The following is a 25,513-nucleotide window of genomic DNA, read 5'->3' as shown; positions in this document are numbered from 1 at the left end:
GTGTCTAATTTGAAAAATTAGAGTAGCTTAACTTTTAAAGTTAAACTGCTCTGGCGGCTACGAAAGTGGACGCCCGCGCCAGAAGCCAAGGTGGGACCGCGTCCCCGCCGCAGGTTGCGGGCAGCGCAAACTTTGAGAATGTCAATTCTCAAAGTTAATCTGCTCTAGATACCAGGGAGAACGCATGTGCCCGTCCAAGCAAGCCTTTCTTGATCTGATCCACCAGGAAGTGGTGCCCGCCCTGGGATGCACCGAGCCTATCGCCGTGGCTCTCACGGCGGCCAAGGCGGCCGAAACCCTGGGAGCCGTGCCGGAGCGTCTCTGTGTGGAGGTCAGCGCCAATCTGCTCAAGAACGGGATGGGCGTCATGGTGCCCGGCACCGGCGAGATGGGCCTGAACATCGCGGCGGCGGCGGGCGCGCTGGGCGGCAAGAGCGCCTTGGGGCTGGAATGCCTGCGGGACCTGACGCCCGCCCAGGTGGACGCGGCCGGGGCCATGCTCAAGGCCGGCCGGGTGGAATTGAAGCTGCCGGGCAACGATCTGTTGCTGTACTGCACGGTGACTGCGGCGGCCGCCGGGCATACGGCCAAGGCCGAGTTGCGGGACAGCCACGCCAATATCACCAGAGTCTGGCGCGACGGTGAGCTGATCTTCGAGAAAGAAGATGCCGCCGGGGCGGAAAACCGGAGCGCCGCCGGGGAGGACTGGCCTTTGACCCTGGCCGGCATTTACGAGTTCGCCGCCACGGCCCCGCTGCAGGACATTGCCTTCATTCTGGAGGCCGCGCGCATGAACCGCCAAGTGGCCGAGGAAGGCCTGACCCGCCAGTACGGCCTGGCCGTGGGCAAAAGCATGGACGCCCAGGTGCGGCGGCGCATCCTGGCCGACGACATGCCCACTTTCGCGGTCAAACTCACGGCGGCCGCGGCGGACGCGCGCATGGCCGGGGTGATGATGCCGGTCATGAGCAATTCCGGCAGCGGCAATCAGGGCATCACCTGCACCATGCCGGTGGTGGCCTGCGCCATCCGCCAGGAAAAGAGCGACGAGGAGCTGGCCCGCGCCCTGATCATGAGCCACCTCGCGTCCATCCACATCAAGCACCATCTCGGGCGGCTTTCGGCCCATTGCGGGGCCATGGTGGCGGGCACGGCCGCGGCCTGCGGCATTGCCATGCTGCTGGGAGGCGGGCTGAAGGAAATGGAAATGACCGTGCGCAACATGGTAGGCACCATCGCGGGCATGATCTGCGACGGGGCCAAGAGCTCCTGCGCGCTCAAGGTGGCTTCGGCCGTGGGGGCGGGCATCCAGGCCGTGATGCTGGCCATGGAGGGTTCCGCCGTGCCCGGCAACGAAGGCATCGTGGACGCGGACATTGAAATCTGCATCGCCAATCTGGGGCGTCTGGGCTCCACGGGCATGCGCGAGACGGACAAGGTGATTCTGGACATCATGCTGCACAAGAAATAACGCCGGTTTCATTCCAGGAATCCCCAAAAGAGCAAGGCCCGTGTCGGACACGGGCCTTGCTCTTTTAGAGCAGATTAGCTTTGAACCGCTACACGTTTTAAAGGAGTCATTCCGGCAAAAAGCACTCTTATCGCTATTGTCGATCCCTGTATGGTTCCGTTCTCGCCAACAGGGACAAAGCCCTTCAGGCTGCCTTCGGTCGCTTTGCCGGAATCCACGCCGCGTTGCTCTCAATGCCTGTACGCCCTTTGGGCCACAGACACGGCCCTACGGGCCGCCCGTCGGGCCGGTCTTTGCGGTGCGCCTCACCGTGTTCAGCGTTAGAGCATTTCAACGTTGAAATGCTCTGGGGATTCCGTTATTGCGCTCCTCCGTCAGCCGTCGTTTCCGCGCGCAATCGCGTGATATGACGCAGAGGCGGTTCGCCGAACTGCCGCTTGTATTCGCGGATAAACTGCGTGGTGCTTTCATAACCCACGTCATATGCCGCACCGGTCGCATCAAGCCCTTGCGTCAGCATCAGACGCCTGGCCTCATAGAGGCGCAGCGTTTTTTGGTATTGCAGGGGGCTGAGCGTCGTCACCTGCTTGAAATGCCGGAAAAAGGCCGAGGGCGACATGTGGGCCATGTCCGCCAGCTCGTTCACATGCAGCGGGGCGCGGAAATTGTCGCGTAACCAGCTGATGATCCGGGCGATATGATTGCTTTTTGTGCCCAGCGAGCAAACGGATCGCAGCCATCCGCCCTGCGGCCCGAGCAACAGGCGGTGATGTATTTCCCTGACAAGTATCGGCGCGACAATAGGAATTTCATCCGGTTCGTCAAGCAGAGTCACAAAACGGAGAAAGGCCAGCAGCACCTTGGGTGAAATTTTCTCCACGGCGGCCCCGATTTTCTCATCTCCGGGCGAAGGAGCGGGGGGCATGCCGGCGATCAGATCAGCGATGACGGTCCGATTCAAATCAATGGATAATGCTAAAAACGGCTCTTCCGGAGAGGCTGCGCTGACATAGCTCTCACTGGGCATGTCCACTCCTGTGACGAAACAGTGGCAGGCCCCGTAGTGATACTCTTCCCTGCCCAGAACAGTATGCTTTACGCCCTGTATCGTTACCCCGATGAACGGAGTGTAAAATGTGTGCAGCCTGTTGGCGTCCTCCCGCCGCACAAGCGACAGGCCAGCCACGCCGGAGCGCCACTCTCCGGGCTGGGGAAGACGGCGCAAGATGGATTTTTTCAACTCCTCGTTGATGCTTTCAAGTTCTCCGGGCGCTCTTTGCATCAGCTGTCTCCTTGTTCTTCCGTCAGCCATGTCTTCCATATACCGTAACTTTGGTCATCCGTCATCTGTGGAGGATCAGGCAGTATTTCGCCTCATTTGTGTCTACCCGCCGGAGAAGGGGCGACCTATGGTGCCCCGAGAAGCGGAGGAACAGGAATTCCGCCGAGGAAGGCGTCATCACAACATACGGAAGGTGGACATGAACAGGGAATATGAAGGCAAGGTCGTTGCGATCACCGGGGCCGGACAGGGCATAGGGTTGGCCGCCGCATGGGCATTCGCCCGAGCGGGAGCTGCCGTCGTCATGGCCGACATCAGGGAGGACCCGGTGCGGCGGGCTGCCCGCGAACTGGCGGATGCCGGACATAAGGCCGTGGCCTTGACCTGCGATGTCGCGGACGACGCACAGGCGGCGAATCTGGTTCAGGCCGCCGTGGACAATTTCGGCCGCCTGGACGCGGCGTTCAACAATGCCGGCATTCAGACGCCGCAGATTCCCGCAGCGGACATGGCCGCCGGGGATTTCGACCGCACTGTTGCCGTCAATCTGCGCGGCACATGGAATTGCATGAAGCACGAAATCGCCTGGATGCTCGGACATGGCGGCGGAGCCGTCGTCAATACCTCCTCTCAGGGCGGAGTGACGGGATTTCCCGGACAGGCGGCCTACATTGCTTCCAAGCACGGCATTATCGGGCTCACGCGTACGGCCGCTCTTGACTATGCGCGGCAAGGCGTCCGGATCAACGCCATATGCCCCGGCGTCATCCGCACTCCGATGGCCGGGGCGCTGCTTGACGGCAACAGAGAGCTGGAGGCCGCCCTGATCGCCGAAATTCCCATGGGACGCCTGGGCAGGCCCGAGGAAATCGCGGAGGCCGTACTCTGGCTGTGCGGTTCAGGGGCAAGTTTCGTCACCGGTCAGGCCATCGTGGTGGACGGGGGCTATACGGCCAAATAGAGCATTCTGCGCTTGGAATTATCGCTTAACGGCGAAGCAACTTCACCTTGCGATAATTTAGCGGTGCGGATTTTCCGTGAAAATCCGCACCGGGCGTTGAGATATTTTTAATCTCAAAACGCTCTAGGGGCTGTTTCTCCGTCAGCGGGAATTGAAGTCTGTTATCGACAAGAAAGGGAGATGCATATCATGAAAACACAACGTCACGACGCCGCAGCGTGGAAGGGCGGCACGGCCGTGCATAGGCGCGGCCTGCTCAAGGCTGGAGCGGCCTTGTTTGCGGTTCCGGCTATTCTGATGGGTCTGCCCGGAGTAGGTCTTGCCACATCTCCGGCTTCTCCCGCCGGGAGCGTGGATATACCCCTGATACGCAAACGCCGGACTCTGGGCAGCGGCAGTGCCGCCCTGGAGGTTTCAGCTCTGGGATTCGGCTGCATGGGGGCCGATTATAACCGCGGCGTCTCACCTGACAAAAAGGCCATGACGGCCCTCATCCGGCAGGCGGTGGAGCATGGCGTCACCCTGTTCGACACGGCGCAGGTTTACGGCCCGCTTTCCAATGAAGCTCTGGTGGGCGAAGCGCTTGCTCCATACAGGGGCAAGGTGGCCGTTTCCACCAAATTCGGGCACCGCATCGTCAACGGGAGATATCAGAAGGGCCGGCTGGACAGTCACCCTGAGAACATCCGGAAGGTGGCCGAAAATTCTCTGAAGCGGCTCAGGATTGACGCCATCGACCTCTTTTACCAGCACCGTTTTGACCCCGCCGTGCCTATTGAAGAAGTGGCCGGAACGGTCGGGGACCTGATCCGGGAGGGGAAGGTCAGGCATTTCGGCCTGTGTGAAGTGGGACCGGAAACTATCCGCCGCGCCCATGCGGAGCAGCCTGTCACGGCGATGCAGAGCGAATGGCATCTCATGTGGCGCGAGCCGGAGAAAGATGTCCTGCCCGTGCTCGAAGAGCTGGGCATAGGTTTTGTGCCCTACAGTCCTCTGAATCGGGGCTATCTCGGCGGTGATCTCTGCGAATTCACCCGCTTCGATTCCGGTAACGACAATCGCGGCAGCCTGCCGCGTTTCACGCCGGAAGCCATGCGGGCCAATATGCCCATAGTGGAGACCTTGCGTCGTTTCGGCCGCCCCAGGGGGCTCTCGGCCGCGCAGGTGGCCCTGGCCTGGCTGCTGGCCCGGAAAGACTGGATCGTGCCCATCCCCGGCACGACGAAGCTCGCACACCTGGAAGAAAATCTACGAGCGGCCGAGGTGACGATTCCCGGCGTTGATTGGGATAAACTGGAGCGGAAACTCGCCGTCATTGCCGTCATGGGCGATCGCTATCCCGCCCATGAACAGCAACAGATCCAAAAAAGCTGACCCTCTGCCGATAACGGCCCGGAGATATTTTTCTCCGGGCCGTTATCGGCATCCTGAACCTGAACAGGAACCCTGGCTCTACAGCGTCGGCCGCCCGATGCCCGGCAGGGCCCGCTCCAGGGCATGCCCGATGCCCAGAAGGCGGGTTTCGCCGAAGGCCGGGCCGATGAGTTGCAGGCCCACGGGCATCTTGCTTTCCGCGCCCAGGCCCACGGGCAGGGACAGGCCGGGCAGGCCCGCCAGATTCAGGGACAGGGTGTAGGCGTCCATGAGGTAGGCCTGCAGCGGATCGGCGGCATGGCTGCCCAGATCCCAGGCCGTCACCGGCGAAACCGGAGCGCAGAGGACGTCGCACTGTTCCAGGGCGGCCAGGTATTCGTCGCGTATCAGGCGGCGCACCTGGGCGGCCTTGCGGTAATAGGCGTCGTAATAGCCGGAGGAGAGCACATAGGCTCCGAGCATGATCCGGCGTTTGACCTCCTGGCCGAAGCCCTCGGAACGGGATTTGACGTAGAGCTCTTCCAGATTTTTCACGTCCGGGGCGCGGCGGCCGTAGCGCACGCCGTCAAAGCGGGCCAGATTGGAGCTGGCCTCGGCCATGGCGATGATATAGTAGGTGGCGATGGCCGCGTCGGTATGCGGCAGGCTCACTTCCACCGGTTCCGCGCCCAGCTCCCGCGCGCGCGCAATGGCCGCTTCGCAGGCCGCGCGCACTTCCGGGGCCAGGCCGTCGCCGAAGAATTCTTTGGGCAGGCCCAGACGCACGCCCTTGAGGTCCGCGCTGTTCTGGGGCAGGGCCGCCGCGTAGTCTTCCACGGGCCGGGGATCGCAGGTGCCGTCGCGCGGGTCGTGTCCGGCGATGACCGAAAGCACGCGGGCGCAGTCTTCCACCGAGCGGGTCAGGGGACCGATCTGGTCCAGGGACGAACCGTAGGCGATGAGCCCGTAGCGGGACACCCTGCCGTAGGTGGGCTTGAGCCCCACGCAGCCGCAGAACGAGGCGGGTTGGCGGATGGAGCCGCCCGTATCCGTGCCTAGCGAGGCGAAGCACTGCCCGGCCGCCACCGAGGCCGCCGAACCGCCGGAGGAGCCGCCCGGCACCTTGGCCGTGTTCCAGGGGTTGCGGGTTTTCTGGTAGGCGGAATTTTCCGTGCCCGAACCCATGGCGAATTCGTCCAGGTTGGCCTTGCCCAGCAGCACGGCTCCGGCCCGGCGCAGCTTTTCCACGGCAAAGGCGTCGTAGATGGGCACAAAACCTGCCAGAATACGCGAACCCGCAGTGGTGGGCAGCCCTTTGGTGGACAGGGCGTCCTTGACGGTCACGGGCACGCCCCAGAGCGCCTGGGCCGGGTCCGGCCCGGCCGCGTCCAGCTCACGGGCGCGCGCCAGCGCGCCTTCCGCGTCCACGCGCAGCATGGCGGCAATCCGGGGTTCCGTGGCCTCCATGCGCGTCAGGCAGGCTTGCGCGGCTTCCACGGCGCTGATTTCCTTTTTCTGCAAAGCCCCGGCAACGGCCGTGAGCGAAAGCGAACAGATCTCGGTCATGTAACTGTCCTTATACGATTCGTGGGACGATGAAGTATTCCCCGTCCGCTTCCGGCGCGTTGGCCAGCACTTCCTCGCGCGAGCGCCGGTTGACGGCCCGGTCCTCGCGGCCCTCGGCCGCGTGCTGCACCGGGCTGTACAAGGGGTCCACATTCTCGGTGTTCACCTGTGCGAGCACATCCATGTAGCCCAGAATGTCCCCGAACTGGCGGGCGAAGAGTTTCTGTTCCTCGTCGCTGACGCGCAGCCGGGAAAGCGCGGCCATGTGCGCCACTTCCTCCCGGCTGATGTTGTTAGGTTCTGCCATGATCAATCCTTATTCCGTGTTCGGTCTCAGCGCCGCGTGGGCAGGCGCAGTTTGTACGAAGGTTGCGGGGTGCTGCTCAGGGGCAGCGCCGACGGCGTCGCGCCGGGCTGGACCGTTCCGCTCTGGTCCGGCGTCTGCCCGGCGGCGGGCGGCAGGCCGGGCACCAGGGGGTTGCCCTCGGCGTCCACGGCGGGCAGGCCCTGCATGCGCAGCGCGGCACGTTGCAGCACGGCGGCGCGGGTTTGCTGGAACTGCCCCAAGTCCAGCGGCGTCATGCCCGAGGGCGAGGCCTGGAAGATGAAGAGCTGCTGGTGGGCCACGCCCGCGCTGTCCCAGGTGATGGGGGCCATGGCCCGGATCATCTGCGCGGCGCGCCCGGCCCTGGCAGTGATTTCCGGCGCGCTCAGGCGTGAATTCAGTCCCAGGTTGACGGCGAAACGGGTGAAATCATAGCCCAGGGCCACCCAGAAGTCGTTGCCCGGTGCCTGCAGGGCGCGCGGGGCACGCGCGGCGTTCCACGCGCCGGGAAACACGGCCAACGCGTATTTTTCCGCATTGGGCACTATCTTGCCGGACAGGCTCTGCTCCCAGAGGGTTGTGCCCAGCAGCACCAGGCGGTCTTCTCCGTTATAGAGCAGGCTGGTTGTCAGCATGTCCATGCTTTTCCAGGAATCGGGCAGGAAGAGGGCCTCAAAGGCGGTCTGGGGCACGGGCGTGCTGCTGCCCTCGGCCTGGGTGGCGTTGATCAGCGGGGCCACGGCGGTACTCCAGGAACTGACGTCCGCCGGATCATAGGAGGCCTTGTGCAGCACCATGTTCTGGCCGGCGAGGCTCTGCTCCAGCATGCCGGTCATGCGCGCGCCGTAGGCGTCCGTGGGATAGAAGGCCCCGTAAGTGCGGATGTTCAGATCGTTTGTGGCAAAGCTGATCAGGGCGTCGATCTGGTCCTGCGGGCTGGGAAAAAAGCGCCAGGCCCGCGCGCCCTCGTCGCCCTGCTCCAGACTGGGCAGGAAGGTGAAAAAGGCCCGTTGGTCCACGGCTCCGGCGGAACGGGCCTGAGCATAGTTGCGGGCCTGCAGCGGTCCGCCCACCACGGCGCATTCCGGGGGCAGGGCCGACAGCCTGCTCAGCCAGTCCGGGGCTTCGGTATTCACGGTTTCCAGACGTATCTTGATGCCGTCGGCGGCCAGTTCCTGACGGGCCAGACCCGCGCCTCGGCTGATCTTGCCGCCGATGGGCGCGTACGGGCCCGAGGCGGGCAGGGCCAGGACCACACAGGGGCCCTGAGCCGCGGCGGGCGTGGCGGGCCTGATCTGCGCGGTATCGCGTTTGCCGAACGGCATCTGGCAGGCTGCCAGCATGAGCAGCGCGGGCAGGACAAGGGACAGCCGCAGGAAAGCCTGGCGGGGGAAGAAAATTGGTTGGACGGACATACGCTCTACCTGCCTGTCCGGTATGAAGGCTGCTTGTGCGGGTCGCCGGGGCCTGAATCAGGGCGCGAATCGGGACGCGGCGCATTGGGGGCCTGTCCCGGAGTATGCGGCGGCCGGGGCTGATCCGGGCGGTGCTGCGGCGCCTGATGAACCTGAGGGCGCTGCGGCGCGGGCCTATGGGCGGCCGGAGGATGCCCGTCCGGCGGGGGCGGGGGCCCCTGGCGGCAGGCGGCCAAGCTGAAAAAGGCCGCGATCAACAGGGCAGGGGTACAGAAACGCAAAAAATGACGCAGGCTACGCATGGCGGCTCCTCCGGAAATAAAAAAGGCCTGACCTTTTACGGTCAGACCTTTTTAGTACAGCGGAAGCCTACTGGCAAGCCGGGCAACCCGGCCTGAGCTTATTTCTTAACTTCGGTGTAATCGGCGTCCACCACGTCGTCGTTGCCGCTGGCGGAGGAAGCGCCCGCTCCGGCGTCAGGGCCGGGCTGGCCGCCCGCGGCCCCGGCATTCTGCTGGGCTTGCTGCTGGTAGAGCTGCTCGGCCAGCTTGTGAGAAGCCTTGGCCAGTTCCTCGGTGGCATTCTTGATGGCCGCGGCGTCCTCGCCTTCCATGAGCTTGCGCAGAGAGGCGATTTTGCCTTCGATGTCGCTCTTCACGACGGCGTCAGCCTTGTCGCCCAGGTCGGCCAGGGATTTTTCCGTGCCGTAGATCAGGCTGTCGGCATGGTTGCGGGCCTCAATGAGCTCCTGCTTCTTTTTGTCGTCGCTGGCGTGAGCTTCGGCCTCGCGCACCAGGCGCTGGATGTCCTGCTCGGACAGGCCGGAGGAAGCCGTGATCTTGATGGACTGTTCCTTGCCGGTGCCCATGTCCTTGGCCGAGACGTTGACGATGCCGTTGGCGTCGATGTCGAAGGAGACCTCGATCTGCGGCACGCCGCGCGGCGCCGGCGGAATGCCGGTGAGGTCGAAGCGGGCCAGGGTCATGTTGTCATTGGCCATGGGGCGTTCGCCCTGGAGCACATGGATAGACACCGAGGGCTGGTTGTCCGCCGCCGTGGTGAAAATCTGGCTCTTGCGCGTGGGGATGGTGGTATTGCGCTCAATAAGCTTGGTGAACACGCCGCCCATGGTTTCAATGCCCAGGGAGAGCGGCGTCACGTCGAGCAGCAGCACGTCCTTCACGTCGCCGGTGAGGATGCCGCCCTGGATGGCGGCGCCCATGGCCACGACTTCGTCGGGGTTCACCGAGCGGTTGGGCTCCTTGCCGAAGAATTTGCCCACCACCTGCTGGATCAGAGGCATACGGGTCATGCCGCCGACCAGGATGACTTCGTCGATCTGGTTGGGGTCAAGGCCGGCGTCGGTCAGAGCCTTGTTGCAGGGCTCAATGGTACGATCCGCAAGATCGCTGACCAGGGATTCCAGCTTGGCCCGGCTGAGCTTGATCAGAAGATGCTTGGGGCCGTTCTGGTCGGCGGTGATGAAGGGCAGGTTGATCTCGGTCTCCATGGCCGTGGACAAGTCTTTCTTGGCCTTTTCCGCGGCTTCCTTCAGGCGCTGGAGGGCCATGCTGTCCTTGGACAGATCAATGCCGTTTTCTTTTTTGAATTCTTCCACCAACCAGTTGATGATGCGCTGGTCGAAGTCTTCGCCGCCCAGGAAGGTGTCGCCGTTGGTGGCGCGCACTTCCACGACGTTGTCGCCCACTTCCAGAATGGAAATATCGAAGGTGCCGCCGCCCAGGTCGAAGACGGCGATCTTTTCATTGGCTTTTTTGTCCGAACCGTAGGCCAGGGAGGCGGCCGTGGGCTCGTTGATGATGCGCTTGACTTCCAGACCGGCGATGCGGCCGGCGTCCTTAGTGGCCTGACGCTGGGCGTCGTTGAAGTAGGCGGGCACGGTGATGACCGCTTCGGTGACCGGCTCGCCCAGATAGGCTTCGGCGTCGGCTTTGAGTTTGGCCAGGATCATGGCCGAAATTTCGGGCGCGCTGTAGATGCGGCCGTCCACTTCCACCCCGGCGTCGTCATTGGGGGCCTTGGTGATGAGATAGGGGGAATGCTCTTTCCAGCGGTCGACTTCAGGGCTGTCGAATTTGCGGCCCATCAGGCGTTTGATGGCGAAAATGGTGCGTTTGGGGTTGGTCACGGCCTGGCGCTTGGCGATTTCGCCCACCAGCCGTTCCTTGTCGGTAAAAGCGACCACCGAAGGGGTGGTGCGGCCGCCTTCGGGATTGGTGATGCATTTGGGGTCCTTGCCCTCCATGACGTAAACGCAGGAGTTTGTGGTACCCAGGTCAATGCCGATGATTTTGGACATATGTGTATCCTCCTCAGGGAAATATAAGTCTTGTCGAAATCATGTTTCCCGCGTCGCGAACGGCGTCGGCGCTCTCTTCCGTCAGGCTGCCGACGCGGGCGAATCCGCCTGTTCCGGGGCTGCCGGCGGACGTTGAAAAATACAAAGTTTCAGGCGGCCGTGCCGCGCGGAAAAGAATGTAAGTCCTTCTTCGGCCGCGTCCAGTGCCGGACGGAAAATTTTTACAAAAAAACCTGTTTTCCGTGGGGATTCCGTTGACTCGCTTTTCCATGCAATGCTAGTGATTTTTTTAACAATAGGGATTGGATTCCTACAAAAAAGGAGGAGGGCATAATGGACTGCAACAGAAGGCATCTGCTTTGTGGACTTGGAGGGCTGGCTGTGGGGGGCGCCGTGGCGGGGCTGGTCGCTCCGGCTCTGGCCGTGCCGCAGGCCGCGCCCGCTCCCGGTGAGCGTTTCGCCCAGGTGGGCGGCGAGTTCGGCTGGCAGCCGCACAAACTCAATGCGGACGAATGCGCGCCCGTGGCCTATGAAGGCTACTGGCACAAGGGCTATGCCTGCGGTTACGGCGCGTTTTACGGCATCATCGGGATGATGGGCGAGAAATTCGGCGCGCCGTACAACCAGTTTCCCTTTACCATGCTGGAAGCCAACAAGGGCGGCATTTCCGACTGGGGGACCATCTGCGGCGCGCTCTACGGAGCGGCGGCGGCCTTTGCCCTGTTCTGGGGCCGCAAGGAGCGCACCCCCATGGTCAACGAGCTGTTCCGCTGGTATGAAACCACGGCCCTGCCCATCTACAATCCGGGCGACGCGGCCACGGGCTTCAAGGGAGCCCTGCCCGCCGGTGTTTCGGATTCCGTGCTCTGCCATATTTCGGTATCCAAATGGTGTTACGAAAACAAGATTGAGGCCAGCAGCAAGCAACGCAGCGAACGCTGCGGCCGCCTCACCGCCGACGTCTGCCGCAAGGCCATTGAAATCATGAACGCCAAGATCGAGCAGGGCAAGAATTACAAGGGCACCTTCCCGATCCGGAAGGCCGTGGCCGGTTGCGGCGAATGCCACATGACCAAGGGCAACGAGGCCAACTGGAGCAAGGGCGTCATGGACTGTACCCCCTGTCACAGCGGCGGCAAGGCTGTGGCGGACAAGTTCAAGGATCACCCGTAGGAGAGGGATGCGGACCTCCGCGAGCGTCGGCACTGCCGACGCGACCTGAAAAGCGCAAGAGGCCGGAGCATTGCTCCGGCCTCTTGCGTTGCGTATAAGGGGCTTTAGCCAGTTGAGCGAGCGTTTGCGAGCGAAACAGAAATCCACCCGCTATGCGGGTGGAAATAATTTGTTATACAAAAAACACCTTTCCCATACGATAGAGTTGTTCAAGCCCATCGTAATTTTTAAGGGAAAGGTGTTTTTATATGGGAACTCGAGTTCAAAGTTTAGCCCACACAAAATGGTTGTGCAAGTATCACATTGTCTTTTCTCCAAAATACAGGCGGAAAATAATATTTGCCAACATTCGAGAAAGTATCGGAGAAATTCTTAAGGACTTATGCAAATATAAAGGTGTTGAAATTATCGAGGGCCATCTCATGCCGGATCATGTGCACATGCTGGTGAGTATTCCTCCAAAAATCAGTGTATCAAGTTTCATGGGGTACCTGAAAGGAAAAAGCTCATTGATGATTTTCGATAAGCATGCAAACCTGAAGTACAAATTTGGCAATAGGAAATTCTGGGCGGAAGGATATTTCGTCAGTACGGTAGGACTCAATGAGGTAACGGTCAAAAAATACATTCAGCAGCAAGAGAAGCATGATATTCTGCAAGATCGAGTAAGTACCCGAGAATACCAAAACCCCTTCCAGGGGTAAGCCAAAGCGGCAAGGGCACTGGGCTTGAACAAAGTGAAAGCCAGCGCCTTTAGACGCTGGCCGGTAACAAGCCCTTATAGGGCTGGAGCAAACCACCCGCTATGCGGGTGGTTTTGATTTTAATGATGTTGCGACAATCGCCGCCGGTCAGACAGCCGGAGCGGGGGATGCCTTGAGCTCGCGCGGCCCGTCTTCACTCTGCAGGGCGGCGGTTGTTTCGGTTTCCTCCACGCGGATTTCATTCAGCAGTTCTTTGAGGACATGGGCCTGATCCGTCATTTCCCGTACTTCCAGGGCGGCCTTTTTCATGGCTTCGGCCATGGTGGCGCTCAGGACGTTCACGTCGGAAATATGCCGGTTGATTTCCTCGGCGGCGGCGGACTGCTCCGTGGCGGCGGTGGCGATAGCCGCCGCGCGGCTGCTGGAATCCTCGGCCAAGGCGGAGATCTCTTCCAGCGAGCGGCCTGAATCCTGGGCCATGCCGGTCACTTCCTCAATGGCGGCCACGGCGTCTTCCACCGTGGTGGCGCTTTTGTCCGTACCCTGCTGGATGGCCTCTATGGCGGATTCCACCTCGCGGGTGGCGTTCATGGTCTTTTCAGCCAGTTTGCGCACCTCGTCGGCCACCACGGCGAAGCCGCGCCCGGCCTCGCCCGCGCGGGCCGCCTCAATGGCCGCGTTCAGCGCCAGCAGGTTGGTCTGGTCCGCGATGTCGCGGATCAGGGTGAGCACCGTCCCGATGTCGCGGGACTGCTGGTCCAGGCCCGCCATATCCTGTTTCAGGCCCAAAGAGCGTTCCTGTACGGATTTGATGTTCTCGATGGTGCGCAGCATCAGGCCCGTACCGCTCTGGGCCCTTTCCTGCACCGAGACCGAAGATTGAGCCGCGCTTTCGGCATTGCCCGCCACTTCCAGCACCGTGGAGTTCATTTCCTCCATGGCAGTGGCGGTCTCCGCCATGCGTTCGGCCACCTGATCGCTTTTGACTTTGGTGTCGCCCAGCTGGGCGCTGAGGGCTTCGGCCGCGGCGTTGAGCCCGGTCACCACTTTTTTCAGGCGGGCGTTTACGGAAATGCGGGTGCGCCTGGAGTTGTCTTCCACCTGCTTCAGGCGCAGTTCCTCGGTGATGTCCACGCCCATCTCCACATGGCCCACGGGCGTGCCCTGGGGGTCGAGCAAATAGTGGATGACCATTTTCATGGCCTTGCCGTTGGGCATATGGTTGATGACCGTATTCTGCCCGCGGCGCAGGCATTCAATGCCGCAGTCGGGCGTGTCGCAGAGATTGCCCTTGCGGGCCGAGCAATGCCGGCCCAGAACCTCGGAGGGCGAGGCCTTGCCCATGGATTTGAGCGCCGCCGTGTTGCAGAAGGTCCAATGCATGTCCAGGTCCGTGACGGCCACGGAGTAGGGCATGCTGTTGAGAATGCTTTCGTACCAGTGGGCCTGGTGGCGCAGCTTGCCTACCATGTTCCGCAGGGATTCGGCCAAGTGACCCAGGCAGTCCGCGCGGTAAAATTTCAGTTCCGTCTCTTCGCCCCGGCTGACGGCGTCGGCATAGGCCACCAGGGTGTAAATGGGACTGAGCCGACGATGGATGAACACGCCGCCCACAACCGCGATGAGCGCGATGAACGCCAGGCTGTACAGCAGGCTTTCACGCGCGGAACTCGCAATCAGCTCGGTGGCCTCCAGGCTCTGCTGGAAATGCAGCATTTCATGGAAGGGTTGTCCAACCAGGGCGTAACCGATGACCAGCAGCCCGGCCCAGGCCAGGAGCATGGCGACGACAAACGCAATAATAATTTTGGTGCTGAGCCTCAGACGCATAAAACCTCCTTGGCTTCTGCGGTCCCGGAAGCAAAGGCCGCTTGGAACGGCGTGATACGACATTTCATGATGCGCGATCCAAATAAAGCACAACCAGCATATCGTTGCCGATAAGTGCTTTTTCGGACGCTGTCCGAAAAACATGATACCAGGGAAAGATTTTTTTGTGAGTATGCGGCAGGAACGCGCTCACGTCCAGACGTGGGGCGCATTTTCAGGCGTTTCTTCAAAGAGGATAAAAAGGGCCGGGACGACTGCGCCCCGGCCCTGCGGTTGCCGATAACGACCAACGGTAAGGATAGCTTACGAAAAGGCGGAAATTACTTTCGTCTGTCCGATATCACGACGCCCGACAGACAGGTTCAACTCGCGGCCGTATCGGCCCGATCCGCGCCTTGGGCGCGGATGGCGTCCAGAATGTCCTTGAGCACATGGGCCTGCTCGGCCATGTCCCGTACCTGGCTGGAAGCTCCTTCCATGGCTTCGGCGATGTCCGCGCTCAGATGGTTCACTTCGGAAATGTTCCGGTTGATTTCCTCGGAGGCGGCGGATTGCTCCGTGGCGGCGGTGGCAATAGCCGACACGCGACTGCTGGAATCCTCGGCCAAAGCGGATATCTGTTGCAGAGAATGCCCCGATTCCTCGCCCATGTGTCCGGCCTTCTCAATAGCGGCCACGGCGCTGTCCACGGTTGCGGCGCTTTGGTTGGTGCCCTCCTGGATGGATTCAATGGCGGACTCCACTTCGCGGGTGGCGCTCATGGTTTTTTCGGCCAGCTTGCGCACCTCGTCGGCCACCACGGCAAAACCGCGTCCGGCCTCGCCCGCGCGGGCCGCCTCAATGGCCGCGTTGAGCGCCAGCAGGTTGGTCTGGTCCGCGATGTCGCGGATCAGGGTGAGCACCGTGCCGATATCCCTGGCCTGTTTGTCCAGACCCTGCATATCGTTTTTGAGGCTCGCGGACTGCTGCCGTACCGTCTGCAGACATTCAATGGTCTGGAGGACAAGGCTGTTGCCCTCATGAGCCTGGCCCTGGACGGACGTGGCAGCGTCGGCCGCGCCCGAGGCATTGCCCGCCACTTCCAGCACCGTGGAATTCATTTCGTTCATGGCCGTGGCCGCTTCGGCCAGTCGGGCGGCGGCCACCCCGGCTTGGTCCTTGACGCCGGAAAGGGAGTAATGCAGCGCCTCGGCGGTTTCGTTGAGCGTGCTGACCACACCTTCCAATTGTGCCACCATGGCGGCCCGGGCCGTGGCGGCGGCTGTTTTGCTTTCCTGTTCCAGGCGGATTTTTTCGGTGATGTCCTCGCCGGTTTCCACATGCCCGATGGGCGTGCCGGATGCGTCATACAGGTAATCCAGCATGATCTGCATGGTCTTGCCGTTGGGCATGTTGTTGATGACCCGCTTGTTGCCCAGGCGCAGTTGTTCGATGCCGCACTGGGGCGTGTTGCAAATGTTGCCTTTCTTTTCGGAGCAGTGCAGGCCGCGTACCTCATCCATATGAGTTCTGTTCATGGATTTGAGCGAGGCCGTATTGCAGAAAGTCCAGTTCATATCCATGTCCGTGACCGAAATGGCCCAGGGCAGGGTGTTGAGAATACTCGCGTACCAGTGGGACCGACCGTCGCAGGTTTCGGCCATTGTCCGAATGGCCTCGGCAAGCGGCTTCAGGTTGCCCGAACTCTCCACGTCCAGGCTGGCCGTGCTGTCGCCCGCGCCGACGGTCCGGGCGTACTGCAGCATTTTTTTCAGGGGGCGTAACCGGTTGACAATAAACAGCGAACCTATTCCGGCCAGAAGCGCGACGGCGACCATGCCGGGAAACAAGGCGGCAGCCAGATCCGGGCCCGGCAGGGCGTCGCCCAGACAGATGCGGCCGCTGATGTACAACGCCGTGCAGGCCAGAATCAGGCCAAAGATATGGGCAAGGACCATAGTGGTACTAAGAGTAAAGCGCATACAGATTCCCTCAAGTGCTGGACAGCAGGTGACACGGGATTAGGCTAAAGCTGTGCGCGGCTGGAACCGCTTGTGAACCTCCTTTGACATGGCGCGCTTCCACAGCGCGGGTCTTTGCAAACTCGCGCGGCGGTGCCCTGTCGGCTGGCTGTTTCGGGATGTCTGGATCTGAAGGATAAATGAGATGCGTGTGCCGGAGCGGCAGCCACAGCGTCCTCAGGCAGCAGCGCCTTCTGATCTCTCTCTCTCTCTCTCTCTCTCTCTCTCTCTCTCTCTCTCTTCGGCATTCTGCATGACAGCGCGCCGGACACGCACGTCGTCTTCGGATATCAGCGGAAGGGAGTGGATATTTTTCATATAGAAAAACTATGTTATGGGTGGCGGCAGACAAGCTGCCGTGGCTCTCCGTTTATGGCGGAGTGTATTGGGTGCCTCAGATGTTTTTTCGGTTGTTACTGATAAATCTTTATACGGAAGAGGATTTTTGGCAAGAAAAACACTCTTTGGGCCATAAGCGTGCGGCGTCAGCCCACCAGCGCGGACAGCATGATCACCAGACAGACGCCCGCGATACAGGAAATCGTGGCCAGGTTGCCGTTGCCCGAAGCATTGGCTTCAGGCACGACTTCTTCCACCACCACGTAAATCATGGCCCCGGCGGCGAAGGAGAGAGCCACGGGCAGCAGCCCGGCGGTGATGCCGGCGGCCAGCGCGCCCGGCACCGCGCCCAGAGGGGCGGTAAGGCCGGAGAGCACGCCGTAAAAGCAGGATTTACGCGCGGAAAAACCCTCGGCCCGCAATGCGGTGGACACCACCAAGCCTTCGGGCACGTTTTGCAGCATGATGGAAAAGGTCAGCACCAGCGCTGTGGCCAGGCCGGAAGCCGCGCCCTGGGAGGCCACGCTTTCCGCGGCTGCCGCGCCGTAGCCCACGCCGATGGCCAAGCCCTCGGGGATGTGGTGCAGGGCCATGGCCGTGACCAGCAGGATGCTGCGCCGCCAGCTGGTGGAAATGCCCTCGGCCGTGTCCTGCAACATATGGATGTGCGGCAGCACGCGGTCCAGACACCAGAGAAAGGCCGCACCCAACAGAAGACCGGACACAATGGGCACAAAAGTCAGACGGCCCAGATGCGCGGCGAGCTCAAGCGCGGGCTGCAACAGGCCGAAAAAGGCCGCGGCCAGCATCATGCCCCCGGCCCCGCCCAACAGGCAGTCCATGGCCCGGCGCGAGAATTCGCGCCGGGTGAAGATGAGCGCCGCGCCCAGGCTTACGGACAACCAGGAAAGCAGCCCGGCCACCAGGGCCTGGAAAACGGGATGGGAAGCAATCGTCATGGATTCCCCCTGAATGTCCGCCCTCGCGCCGGAAGTTCAGTATCGCAGTCGGGCGTATTTTTTCCCGACCGAATGCAGCCTTAGAAACAGTCCATAGGAGCATTTTGCGCCTGAAATTATCGCTTAATGGCGAAGTAAATTCGCCTTGCGATAATTTCGCGGTGCGGATTTTCATGGAAAATCCGCACCGGGCGTTGAGATATTTTCAATATCAAAACGTCTAGATGTCCTGCCGGTATTGCAGGGACTGGCGCAATGTTTCCTTGTCCATGTATTTGACCTCCGCGCCCAGGGGGATGCCCTGGGCCAGACGCGAAACACGGATCTGAGGAAAGCGCTTGCGCACCATCTGGCGGATGAAGGAGGCCGTGTTTTCCGCTTCCAGGGTCGCCCCCAGGGCCAGAATCAGCTCCGTCACCTCGCCCTCGTCCAGCCGCCGCGTCAGGCGGTCCAGATCCAGGCTTTCCGAATCCATGCGTTCCAGGGGGGCCAGCAGGCCGCCCAGAATCATGTACTGCCCCCGGTAAAAGCCGCCCTCGTCCAGGGTCAGCATGCTGTCCCATTCAGTGACCAGGCAGAGCGTCTCGCGCGTCCGTCCGGCGTCCGCGCAGACGGCGCAGGGGTCCGTGGAGGACAGGCCGCCGCAGCGCGAGCAGAGGTGCAGATTGTCACGCAGGTCATGGATGCCCCGGCCCAGGCGGCGGGTTTCGGCCTCCGGCCACTTGAGCAGGGTCATGGCCGCGCGCATGGCCGATTTGGGCCCCAGGCCCGGCAGGCGCGCGAGCTGCTCCACCAGGGCCTTGAGCGGTTCGGGAATGCGGCTGTGCATGGGGCCTAGAACACTCCGGGCAGCTTGATCCCGCCGGAAATATTGTTCATTTCGCGTTCCATGGTCTCGCGGGCGATGCGCCCGGCTTCATTGACGGCGGCCAGGATCAGGTCCTGAAGCATTTCCACGTCGCCGCCTTCCAGGGCCTTGGGGTCGATGGTCAGCTTACGCAGCTCCTGCTTGCCGGAAACTTCGGCCTTGACCATGCCGCCGCCGCTGGCGGCTTCGTAGGAGCGCTCGGCCATTTCCTGCTGGAGTTTGGACAATTTGCTCTGCATGACCTGCGCCTGGCGCAGGATATCGTTCATATTCCGCATGTTCGTCTCCTCGGGGCTTCTTTATTTGATTTCCGTACAATGGGCAATGGAGGCCTTGAGCACCTCCAGGCAGGGTTGCAACTCGGGTTTTTTGCTGAACTCCTCAATGAGTTCGGCTTCACCGCGCGGCGGACGCGGGACAATAAGCTCCAGACGCGGCACGCCCGCGCCGAAAGTCGCCAAGGCCGCTTCAAGCACGGCACGCTGCTTCTCCAACTGATGAAGCAGCGTTTGGGCCTTGGGCGTCAGACGCAGAACGTCCCTCTGCCAGTCCACGCCCAGGCCCCGCAGCAGGTGCGGCGGGGGCGCGGGCCTCCCGGCGGCCTGCTCGGCCGCGCAAAATTCACAAAAAGCCTGCCAGTCCGGCTTGAAATCAGGCCTGGGCGCTGACCCGGCGTCCGGTCCTGCCTCCATTGTTTCGGCAACCGGGGCGATAGCTGCGGGTTCCTGTTCCGCCTCGTGCGCGGCACGGGCCGAACAGGCCGTTGACGCCGAATCGGAAGCGGGCGTCGCCCCGGGCTCGGGGCCCTCCGCCTCGGCCGGGTCTGTCGCCGAATCTATTGCCGAATTTGTTGTCTGTTCCGTTGCCCGGCCTGCCGCCTGACCCTGCGCGGGTGCCGCGCCGCCATTTTCCATCGCACGGGGCCGGGAGAGCGGGCGCGTTGCGTCCGGCTGCGGCGGAACGGCCTGCGAAGGCGTCACGGATTGCCGGGGCCGTTCAGGGGGCGGGGCGTCGGCGAAATTCCCGCTTGCGGGTGCGGCCCGCATGGGCGCATCGGCCGGGACCGTAGCCGCGGGAGCCGCTTCCGGCAGTTTTTCCAACGGCAGCAACTGGGGCAGCAGCGCCAGGTTGAGCAACAGAAGCTCCAGGGCCGCCGCTGGCTCCGGGCTCTGGACGATGCCGCGCTGGGCGTCCAGGGTCATCTGCCAGGCCGCGTGCAGATGTCCGGCGGAAAAACGCGGAGCCAGCTCCAGCTGGAAGGCCGCCTCGTCGGCGGGCAGGCGCAGGCTGGGCAGCACTGCGGAACCGCTCTGGCGCAGCAGAAAAAGATTGCGCAGGTTGCCGGCCAGCTCGCGCACGAAAAAGCCGATGTCCACACCTTGCTGGAGAATCTGGCGGGAAAGCGCGGCCACGGCGGCGCAGTCGCGTCCGTGCAGGGCTTCAAACAGCTGGCTGAACAACTCCTGCCCGGCCAGGCCCAGCACTTCGCGGGTGGCGGCCGTGGTCAGGCTCGCGCCGCCCAGGGCCAGGGCCTGATCCAGCAGGGACATGCCGTCGCGCACGCTGCCCGCCGCCCGCCGGGCCAGAAGACGCACCGCGCCTTCCTCAAACTCCGTTTTTTCCTTGCGCAGCACGGAACTGAGGTGCTCGGCCAGGGCGTCCTCGCTCAAGTGGCGGAACACAAAATGCTGGCAGCGGCTGACGATGGTCACCGGGAATTTGTGGGCCTCGGTGGTGGCGAAGATGAAGACCACGCGTTCCGGCGGTTCCTCCAGCGTCTTGAGCAGGGCGTTGAAGGCGTTGCGGGTGAGCATGTGGGCTTCGTCGATGATGAAAATCTTGTAGCGGCCCTCCATGGGCGCGTAGCCGATGGTCTCGCGCAGGGAGCGGGCGTCTTCCACGCTGTTGTTGGAAGCGCCGTCGATTTCAGTGACGTCCACATGCGCGCCCTGGGTGATCTTGCGGCATTGGGCGCATTCGTTGCAGGGCTCCGGACCGGGCGCGTGCTCGCAGTTGAGGGCCTTGGCGAAGATGCGGGCAATGGTGGTCTTGCCCACGCCGCGCGTGCCGCTCAGCAGATAGGCCGCCGCGGGCCTGTCTTCGGCGGCGGCGCGGGACAACACGGCCTTGACCATGTCCTGTCCGGCCACCTGGGCGAAGGTCTGGGGGCGATAACGCGCCGCAAGAGAAAGATGCTTCATGAAACCCTGTCATTGCCCAGGCGCGGCCGGACGGCGGAAAACGGCGTCCGGCCGCGCCTGAAAGCTGGGAAACAGTTTTTTACCCGTTACACGGTATAATGGTGCAGCCAGCCCGCATATTTGGGATTCTCGCCCTTGACCACCTTGAAGAATTCCTTCTGGAGGTGCTTGGTCACCGGACCGGCGTGGCCCGCGCCGATCAGGCGGTGGTCCAGTTCGCGGATGGGCGTGAGTTCCGCCGCCGTGCCGGTGAAGAAGGCTTCGTCGGCGATATAGAACTCGTCGCGGGTGAACTGCTGCTCTTCCACAGTATAGCCCAGGTCGCGGGCCAGAGCCATGATGGACTGGCGGGTGATGCCGCCCAGGATGGAGGTCAGGGGCGTGGTTTTGATGATTCCGTCGCGCACGATGAAGATGTTTTCGCCCGTGGCTTCGGAGACGAAGCCGCCGGTGTCCAGCATGACGGCTTCGTCGAAGCCCTCTTCCTTGGCCTCGATCTTGGCCAGGATGGAATTGATGTAGTTGCCCGAGGCCTTGGCCTTGGACATGCAGGTGTTCACATGGCTGCGCGCGAAGGTGCTGGTTTTGACGCGGATGCCCTTTTCCAGGGCTTCGGCGCCCAGGTACGCGCCCCAGGGCCAGACAGCGATGATGGTCTGGACGGGGTTGTTGCCGGGGTAAACGCCCATTTCGCCGTGGCCCACAAAGGAGAGAGGACGGATGTAGCCCTCGGGCAGCTTGTTGGCGGTGAGGGTTTCAATGCAGGCTTCGGCCAGCTGGTCGGCGCTGTAGGGCAGCTCCATGCGCAGGATCTTGGCGGAATTGAGCATGCGCTTGCAGTGGTCCTGCAGGCGGAAGACCGCGGAGGTGCCGTCGACACAGGCATAAGCCCGGATGCCTTCGAAAATGGCACTGCCGTAGTGCAGGGCGTGGGTGAGCACATGAACCTGGGCCTGATCCCAGGGAACCATTTTCCCGTCAAACCAGATGAACTTCATTGTCTGCATGGCTAACCTCGTAAAGAGCCGCTGGGTGGAGCGCTGTGCCGGACCGGGCCTTTGCCCGCGCGGCCGCGCAAGGGCAAAAATTTACTGAAAAGCGGCGCGCATGGCAAGCATTGTCGGCGGCCCCGCCGGAACGGATGTGCCGCCGACGGACATTGCCCTCGGGGCTTGCGCGGGATATAGGCGGAATTATCATAACTTGAAAGATGCGGCGGCCACGCCGCGAATCCGGATTGCGGTATGAATTTTTACGGGAGCCCGACAGATGGAACCACAGGAACGAACCCATGAACTTGAAGAACGCGCCGCCCGGCTGGCCGACGGCGTGGTGGAAAAAATAGTTTCTTTTCCCAGGGAATACGCCCAGCATCAACAGTTTTTATATGATCTGAAGACCGAGCTCATCGAACTCTGCGCCCGGCCCGTCACGCGGCCCGACGCCCGCGGCGGCATTCCGGGCGACGACCTCAAGTGGGAGCTGGCCCGGAACATGCCGGACTTTTCCACCGAATCCCTGTACCAGAAGCGCTCTTCCTTTCTGTCCATGGGCGGCATCGTCTTTTTCGGCTATCTGCTGGGCGGCCTTCTGTCCACAATGCTCGGCTGGCTGGGCATGGGCGGGGACATCATCCGGGTGGTCACGGTCTGGGGCATGTTCTACGTGTCCGAATATCTGTCGGCCAATCCCAAGGCGCGCTTCCGGCTGCTGGCTTTTCTGGGGCTCGGAACCCTGGCGAAATTCACTGTGGATTTGCTGACCGGCATGCTCCAGCTGACCTCCTGGGCCGGGATCAAACGGGCGGTCTTTGGAAGCGGGGGCGCGCCGAGCCTGCTGAAACGCTGGTATCTGCTGCTGGGGGCCGCTTTTCTGTTCGTTTTTCTGTCCAAAAAAGTCACCGCCCTGGACGTGACCGCTTTCAGGCATTCCCTGCGAAAACAGGCTGAGGAGCGGGTGCGCTTCCTGCTCGCCTTTTTTGAGGAGCTGGAACGCCTGGAGACCGAACTGGCCGCGCTGCAACCCGGCGTCCATCCGGACCGGAGTTCCGTAAAATGCCCCAAAAGCGATTGTCTTCTGGCCCTGGACGTCATTGAGATGCTGGATTCCTTTGACCCGGACACCAGAAAATTTCTGACTGAAAAGCTGGCGGCCGTGGGCTATGTGACCGCCGCGCCCGGGGCCGCTACGGACGAATACCTTGTCTGGAACGACGCGGAACACGGAAAATTCTACGATATGATCGGGCTGGTCCGGGACGGGGACCGCTGCCGCATTCTCAAGCGCGCCTATGCGGCGGATGAAAAGATCGTCAAGGGCTATGTGCAGCGGGAGACCGGGAGCGGCAAATGAAAATCATCGGCATTGATCTCGGAACCACCAATACCTATCTCTACGGCGTGGAAAAAGGGGACGCCGCGCCCGCGCCCGTGACGCTGCCGCGCATCAGCGATGAAAACGGCTGCATAGCCACGGTGGTTCTCTATCAGGACGACAAGCCCTGCCTTATCGGCAATATCGCGGAGAGCGAGTACCACACCAACCGCGCCCGGCTGGCCTCGCGGACCCTGCGCAGCCAGTTCAAGCCCGAGATTGTCCACGGCGGCTCCGAGGCCATGCGCTGGATGACGGATTTCCTGCATGAGCTGCGCGCGGCCCTGCCCGACGGCGTGCTGGAGCCGGACACCCGCGTTTATGTGGGCACGCCATCCCGGACCAGGGAGGATTTCGGCCTCAATCTGGCCCAATGCTTTGTGCGCGCGGGCTGGCCCAGGCCCACCTTCGTCAGGGAGTCGGACGCGGCCATGATCTCCTGCCTCCAGTCCGGAGCCATCGACATTGACGACATCGAAAACGAAGTGCTCATTCTGGATTTCGGCGGCGGCACCTGTGACTTCACCCTCCTCGAAAGCATGGACGTGCTTCAGAACGACGGCGACCCGCTGTTCGGCGGGCGTTTGTTCGACGATCTGCTGTTTCAGGTGTTTTGCTGGGACAACGCGCTGTTCCGGGAAGAATTGCCCGGCTCCGGCTGTGAATATTACATCCACTGGATTCAGTGCAAAGCCGAGAAGGAGCGTTTTTCAGACGCGGCGGCGCGGGATGAAAATTGCAAAGTCAGCCTGCACGCCTCGTGGCGCGACGTGTACGGAATCAGAAAAGACGCCTATATCCATGACTACACGCGCGAAGCGTTCATCCGCGATGCGGAAAATTACACGGCCACGGACGGCCTGCTGGCCATGCTCGGCCAATATGCCGACAGGGGCGGCCTGAGCCCGCAGGCCCAGGATATGCTGCGGGGCAAACAGATCGGCCTGCTCTCCTGGTTCAGGAGCATTCTGCATTCCATCCGCGATCACCGGCATATTTCAAAGGTCATTCTCACGGGCGGCAGCAGCCGCTGGTTTTTCGTCAGGGACATGGTGAAAGAGGTGTTTCCCGCCGCGAGCTGCGGCATGAGCGGGCGCACCTATGAGGACATTGCCTACGGGCTTGCCCTTTACCCGGTGCTTTCCGAGTCGCACGCCGCTGTCCGGCTGCTGCTGGAGGAAAAGGCCGGAGCCTTTGCGGACGAGGCCTGCGCGTTCGTGCAGGGGATTTTCGCCAAACACGCCCGGCTTGCCGTGCGCCTGTGCACGGAACGGATCGTGGACCGGGACATCATGCCCGTTCTGGAAGAAGCTCAGAAAACCCGGAAAACCGTGGAGCAGCTGGAGCAGGCCTTTGCGGACAACATCCGGAACGACGCGGGGCTGCTGACCATCATCGAGGAAAAAAGCGAAGCGCTGCGCGCGGAAATCGAGTACGAACTGCGGCAGCGTTTCCGGGCTTGGCTGCGGCGGAACGGCGTTTTTCTCGTGCCGCGCGTTGACTTTCCCGCGAGGGCGCTCAGCAGGGATTTTTTCGATGCGATCAGCGTCAAGGTGTCGCGCCTGGGCTTTCTGAACATTATGGATTTCATGGCAACGGCGGTACTGCCCGGCATCGCGGCCTATGCCGTGGCCGGGGCCATAGCGCACACGGGCGAGGCCGTCTCCGCCGTGCTGGGCGGAAGTCTGGCTTTTGCGGGCACCTGGGGCCTGGGCAAAGTGGCCAAAAATTTTTTGTGGAAGCGGAAACTGCCCAAATTCTTTCTCACGGAAAAGAACCGCCGGAAGATCATTGAAAAAAACAAGGCCTATATTGAAGAGGCCCTGGGCAAGGCTTTTGCGGAAGTTCAGGACGGCCTGGCCGACGAGACGGAACGCAAAATCCGGCACGCCCTCACCTCCATGCTGGCCCGGCTGACGGTGCTGAATCAGGTGCGTTGCGCGCGGCCGTAGGGGCGGTCCCGCGCGCAGGCCAAGCGCATCTAAAAAACGAGCCACGTCATACCCAACTCAATTTATTCAATATATTGATACTCATAATGACTCACCTCTTCAGAATTGGGCAACGCCACCTTGACTCCGCCGGAGCGGAGCGCAGGCGGATGGCTGGTGTCGGAAGAATCCGGAGAAGAATAAGATTTTCGCGCGCTGCCAAGGAAAACGCCGCTTTTTGCGCGCAACGTACTCAGGTACGTGAGCAGCAAAAAGCGGCGGATGACGCAGGCAGCGCGCGAAAGGCTGTTTTTCCCGGATAATCGCGACATGCAACGATGGCAGGGGATATGCAAATGAGGTGTGTTTGCGCGGTCCCGCGCGTGGAAAAGCTCTGGCCCGCCGGGGCGGCATGGCGTATGCTCCGGTGCACTGCAAGCAT

19 protein-coding genes are annotated in these 25,513 nt (G+C 62.0%); 7 read left to right on the top strand and 12 right to left on the bottom strand.

All coding sequences use genetic code 11. From position 1 onward, the window contains the following. Window positions 1-184 precede the first annotated feature (184 nt). Window positions 185-1,471 (top strand): L-cysteine desulfidase family protein, encoded by a 1,287-nt coding sequence (locus tag HMPREF0326_RS00950; RefSeq protein ID WP_008682031.1) that lies wholly within the window; start codon window positions 185-187, stop codon window positions 1,469-1,471. A 358-nt stretch (window positions 1,472-1,829) separates the two neighbouring features. Here the strand turns inward: HMPREF0326_RS00950 and HMPREF0326_RS00945 are convergent, their stop codons facing one another. Beyond that, window positions 1,830-2,753 (bottom strand): AraC family transcriptional regulator, encoded by a 924-nt coding sequence (locus tag HMPREF0326_RS00945; protein WP_020990122.1) that lies wholly within the window; start codon window positions 2,751-2,753, stop codon window positions 1,830-1,832. A 199-nt stretch (window positions 2,754-2,952) separates the two neighbouring features. Between HMPREF0326_RS00945 and HMPREF0326_RS00940 the strand changes: the two genes are divergently transcribed. Next, window positions 2,953-3,714, top strand: coding sequence for an SDR family NAD(P)-dependent oxidoreductase (locus HMPREF0326_RS00940; protein WP_008682027.1), 762 nt, complete (start codon window positions 2,953-2,955; stop codon window positions 3,712-3,714). Between the two features lie 189 nt (window positions 3,715-3,903). Next, window positions 3,904-5,088 (top strand): aldo/keto reductase, encoded by a 1,185-nt coding sequence (locus HMPREF0326_RS00935; RefSeq protein ID WP_020990120.1) that lies wholly within the window; start codon window positions 3,904-3,906, stop codon window positions 5,086-5,088. Between the two features lie 78 nt (window positions 5,089-5,166). Here the strand turns inward: HMPREF0326_RS00935 and gatA are convergent, their stop codons facing one another. The 4 genes from gatA to dnaK form a co-directional block, all read right to left on the bottom strand. Continuing rightward, window positions 5,167-6,633, bottom strand: coding sequence for an Asp-tRNA(Asn)/Glu-tRNA(Gln) amidotransferase subunit GatA (gene gatA, locus HMPREF0326_RS00930; protein WP_008682023.1), 1,467 nt, complete (start codon window positions 6,631-6,633; stop codon window positions 5,167-5,169). A gap of 10 nt (window positions 6,634-6,643) precedes the next feature. Beyond that, a complete protein-coding gene (gene gatC, locus HMPREF0326_RS00925; protein ID WP_008682021.1) occupies window positions 6,644-6,940 on the bottom strand; it encodes an Asp-tRNA(Asn)/Glu-tRNA(Gln) amidotransferase subunit GatC in 297 nt (98 codons plus the stop codon). Window positions 6,941-6,966: 26 nt separating this feature from the next. Then, window positions 6,967-8,373 (bottom strand): hypothetical protein, encoded by a 1,407-nt coding sequence (locus tag HMPREF0326_RS00920; RefSeq protein WP_009302840.1) that lies wholly within the window; start codon window positions 8,371-8,373, stop codon window positions 6,967-6,969. A 400-nt stretch (window positions 8,374-8,773) separates the two neighbouring features. Next, window positions 8,774-10,693 carry a molecular chaperone DnaK gene (dnaK, locus tag HMPREF0326_RS00910; RefSeq protein ID WP_008682016.1) on the bottom strand — a complete coding sequence of 640 codons (1,920 nt, stop codon included), beginning with the start codon at window positions 10,691-10,693 and terminating at the stop codon, window positions 8,774-8,776. Window positions 10,694-11,026: 333 nt separating this feature from the next. On the opposite strand from dnaK, the gene HMPREF0326_RS00905 reads away from it, so the two are divergent. Both HMPREF0326_RS00905 and tnpA read left to right on the top strand, forming a co-directional pair. Continuing rightward, on the top strand, window positions 11,027-11,866 hold the full coding sequence (locus HMPREF0326_RS00905; protein ID WP_020990118.1) for a split-Soret cytochrome c: 840 nt from the start codon (window positions 11,027-11,029) through the stop codon (window positions 11,864-11,866). A gap of 248 nt (window positions 11,867-12,114) precedes the next feature. Continuing rightward, on the top strand, window positions 12,115-12,570 hold the full coding sequence (gene tnpA / locus HMPREF0326_RS00900) for an IS200/IS605 family transposase (protein WP_008686514.1): 456 nt from the start codon (window positions 12,115-12,117) through the stop codon (window positions 12,568-12,570). 147 nt (window positions 12,571-12,717) lie between these two features. Here the strand turns inward: tnpA and HMPREF0326_RS00895 are convergent, their stop codons facing one another. The 7 genes from HMPREF0326_RS00895 to HMPREF0326_RS00865 all read right to left on the bottom strand — a co-directional run bounded on the left by HMPREF0326_RS00895 (window position 12,718) and on the right by HMPREF0326_RS00865 (window position 21,774). Continuing rightward, window positions 12,718-14,400, bottom strand: coding sequence for a methyl-accepting chemotaxis protein (locus tag HMPREF0326_RS00895; protein WP_008682013.1), 1,683 nt, complete (start codon window positions 14,398-14,400; stop codon window positions 12,718-12,720). A 362-nt stretch (window positions 14,401-14,762) separates the two neighbouring features. Further along, the gene (locus HMPREF0326_RS00890) at window positions 14,763-16,361 is read right to left on the bottom strand and encodes a methyl-accepting chemotaxis protein (protein WP_009302845.1); all 1,599 of its coding nucleotides are present in this window, start codon (window positions 16,359-16,361) and stop codon (window positions 14,763-14,765) included. A gap of 524 nt (window positions 16,362-16,885) precedes the next feature. Continuing rightward, window positions 16,886-17,698, bottom strand: a complete 813-nt coding sequence (locus tag HMPREF0326_RS00885) for a ZIP family metal transporter (RefSeq protein ID WP_008682010.1) — start codon at window positions 17,696-17,698, stop codon at window positions 16,886-16,888. 220 nt (window positions 17,699-17,918) lie between these two features. After that, window positions 17,919-18,527, bottom strand: coding sequence for a recombination mediator RecR (gene recR, locus HMPREF0326_RS00880; protein WP_008682008.1), 609 nt, complete (start codon window positions 18,525-18,527; stop codon window positions 17,919-17,921). A gap of 5 nt (window positions 18,528-18,532) precedes the next feature. Further along, window positions 18,533-18,844, bottom strand: coding sequence for a YbaB/EbfC family nucleoid-associated protein (locus HMPREF0326_RS00875; RefSeq protein WP_008682006.1), 312 nt, complete (start codon window positions 18,842-18,844; stop codon window positions 18,533-18,535). Between the two features lie 21 nt (window positions 18,845-18,865). Continuing rightward, window positions 18,866-20,767: a DNA polymerase III subunit gamma/tau gene (gene dnaX, locus HMPREF0326_RS00870; RefSeq protein WP_008682005.1), complete on the bottom strand. Its 1,902-nt coding sequence runs from the start codon at window positions 20,765-20,767 to the stop codon at window positions 18,866-18,868. Between the two features lie 86 nt (window positions 20,768-20,853). Next, window positions 20,854-21,774, bottom strand: coding sequence for a branched-chain amino acid transaminase (locus tag HMPREF0326_RS00865; RefSeq protein WP_008682003.1), 921 nt, complete (start codon window positions 21,772-21,774; stop codon window positions 20,854-20,856). Between the two features lie 262 nt (window positions 21,775-22,036). Between HMPREF0326_RS00865 and HMPREF0326_RS00860 the strand changes: the two genes are divergently transcribed. Together HMPREF0326_RS00860 and HMPREF0326_RS00855 are read left to right on the top strand one after the other, a co-directional pair. Further along, window positions 22,037-23,119 carry a hypothetical protein gene (locus tag HMPREF0326_RS00860; RefSeq protein WP_008682001.1) on the top strand — a complete coding sequence of 361 codons (1,083 nt, stop codon included), beginning with the start codon at window positions 22,037-22,039 and terminating at the stop codon, window positions 23,117-23,119. Beyond that, on the top strand, window positions 23,116-25,092 hold the full coding sequence (locus HMPREF0326_RS00855; RefSeq protein WP_008681999.1) for an Hsp70 family protein: 1,977 nt from the start codon (window positions 23,116-23,118) through the stop codon (window positions 25,090-25,092). The genes HMPREF0326_RS00860 and HMPREF0326_RS00855 overlap by 4 nt, the downstream gene beginning before the upstream one ends. The last annotated feature ends 421 nt before the right edge of the window (window positions 25,093-25,513 follow it).

It is taken from the genome of Desulfovibrio sp. 3_1_syn3, from assembly GCF_000145315.2.
GTDB classification, from domain to species: Bacteria; Desulfobacterota; Desulfovibrionia; order Desulfovibrionales; family Desulfovibrionaceae; genus Desulfovibrio; species Desulfovibrio fairfieldensis.
The sequence above is the reverse complement of the archived record's forward strand: the minus strand, read 5'-3'. Positions and strand labels throughout refer to the sequence as shown.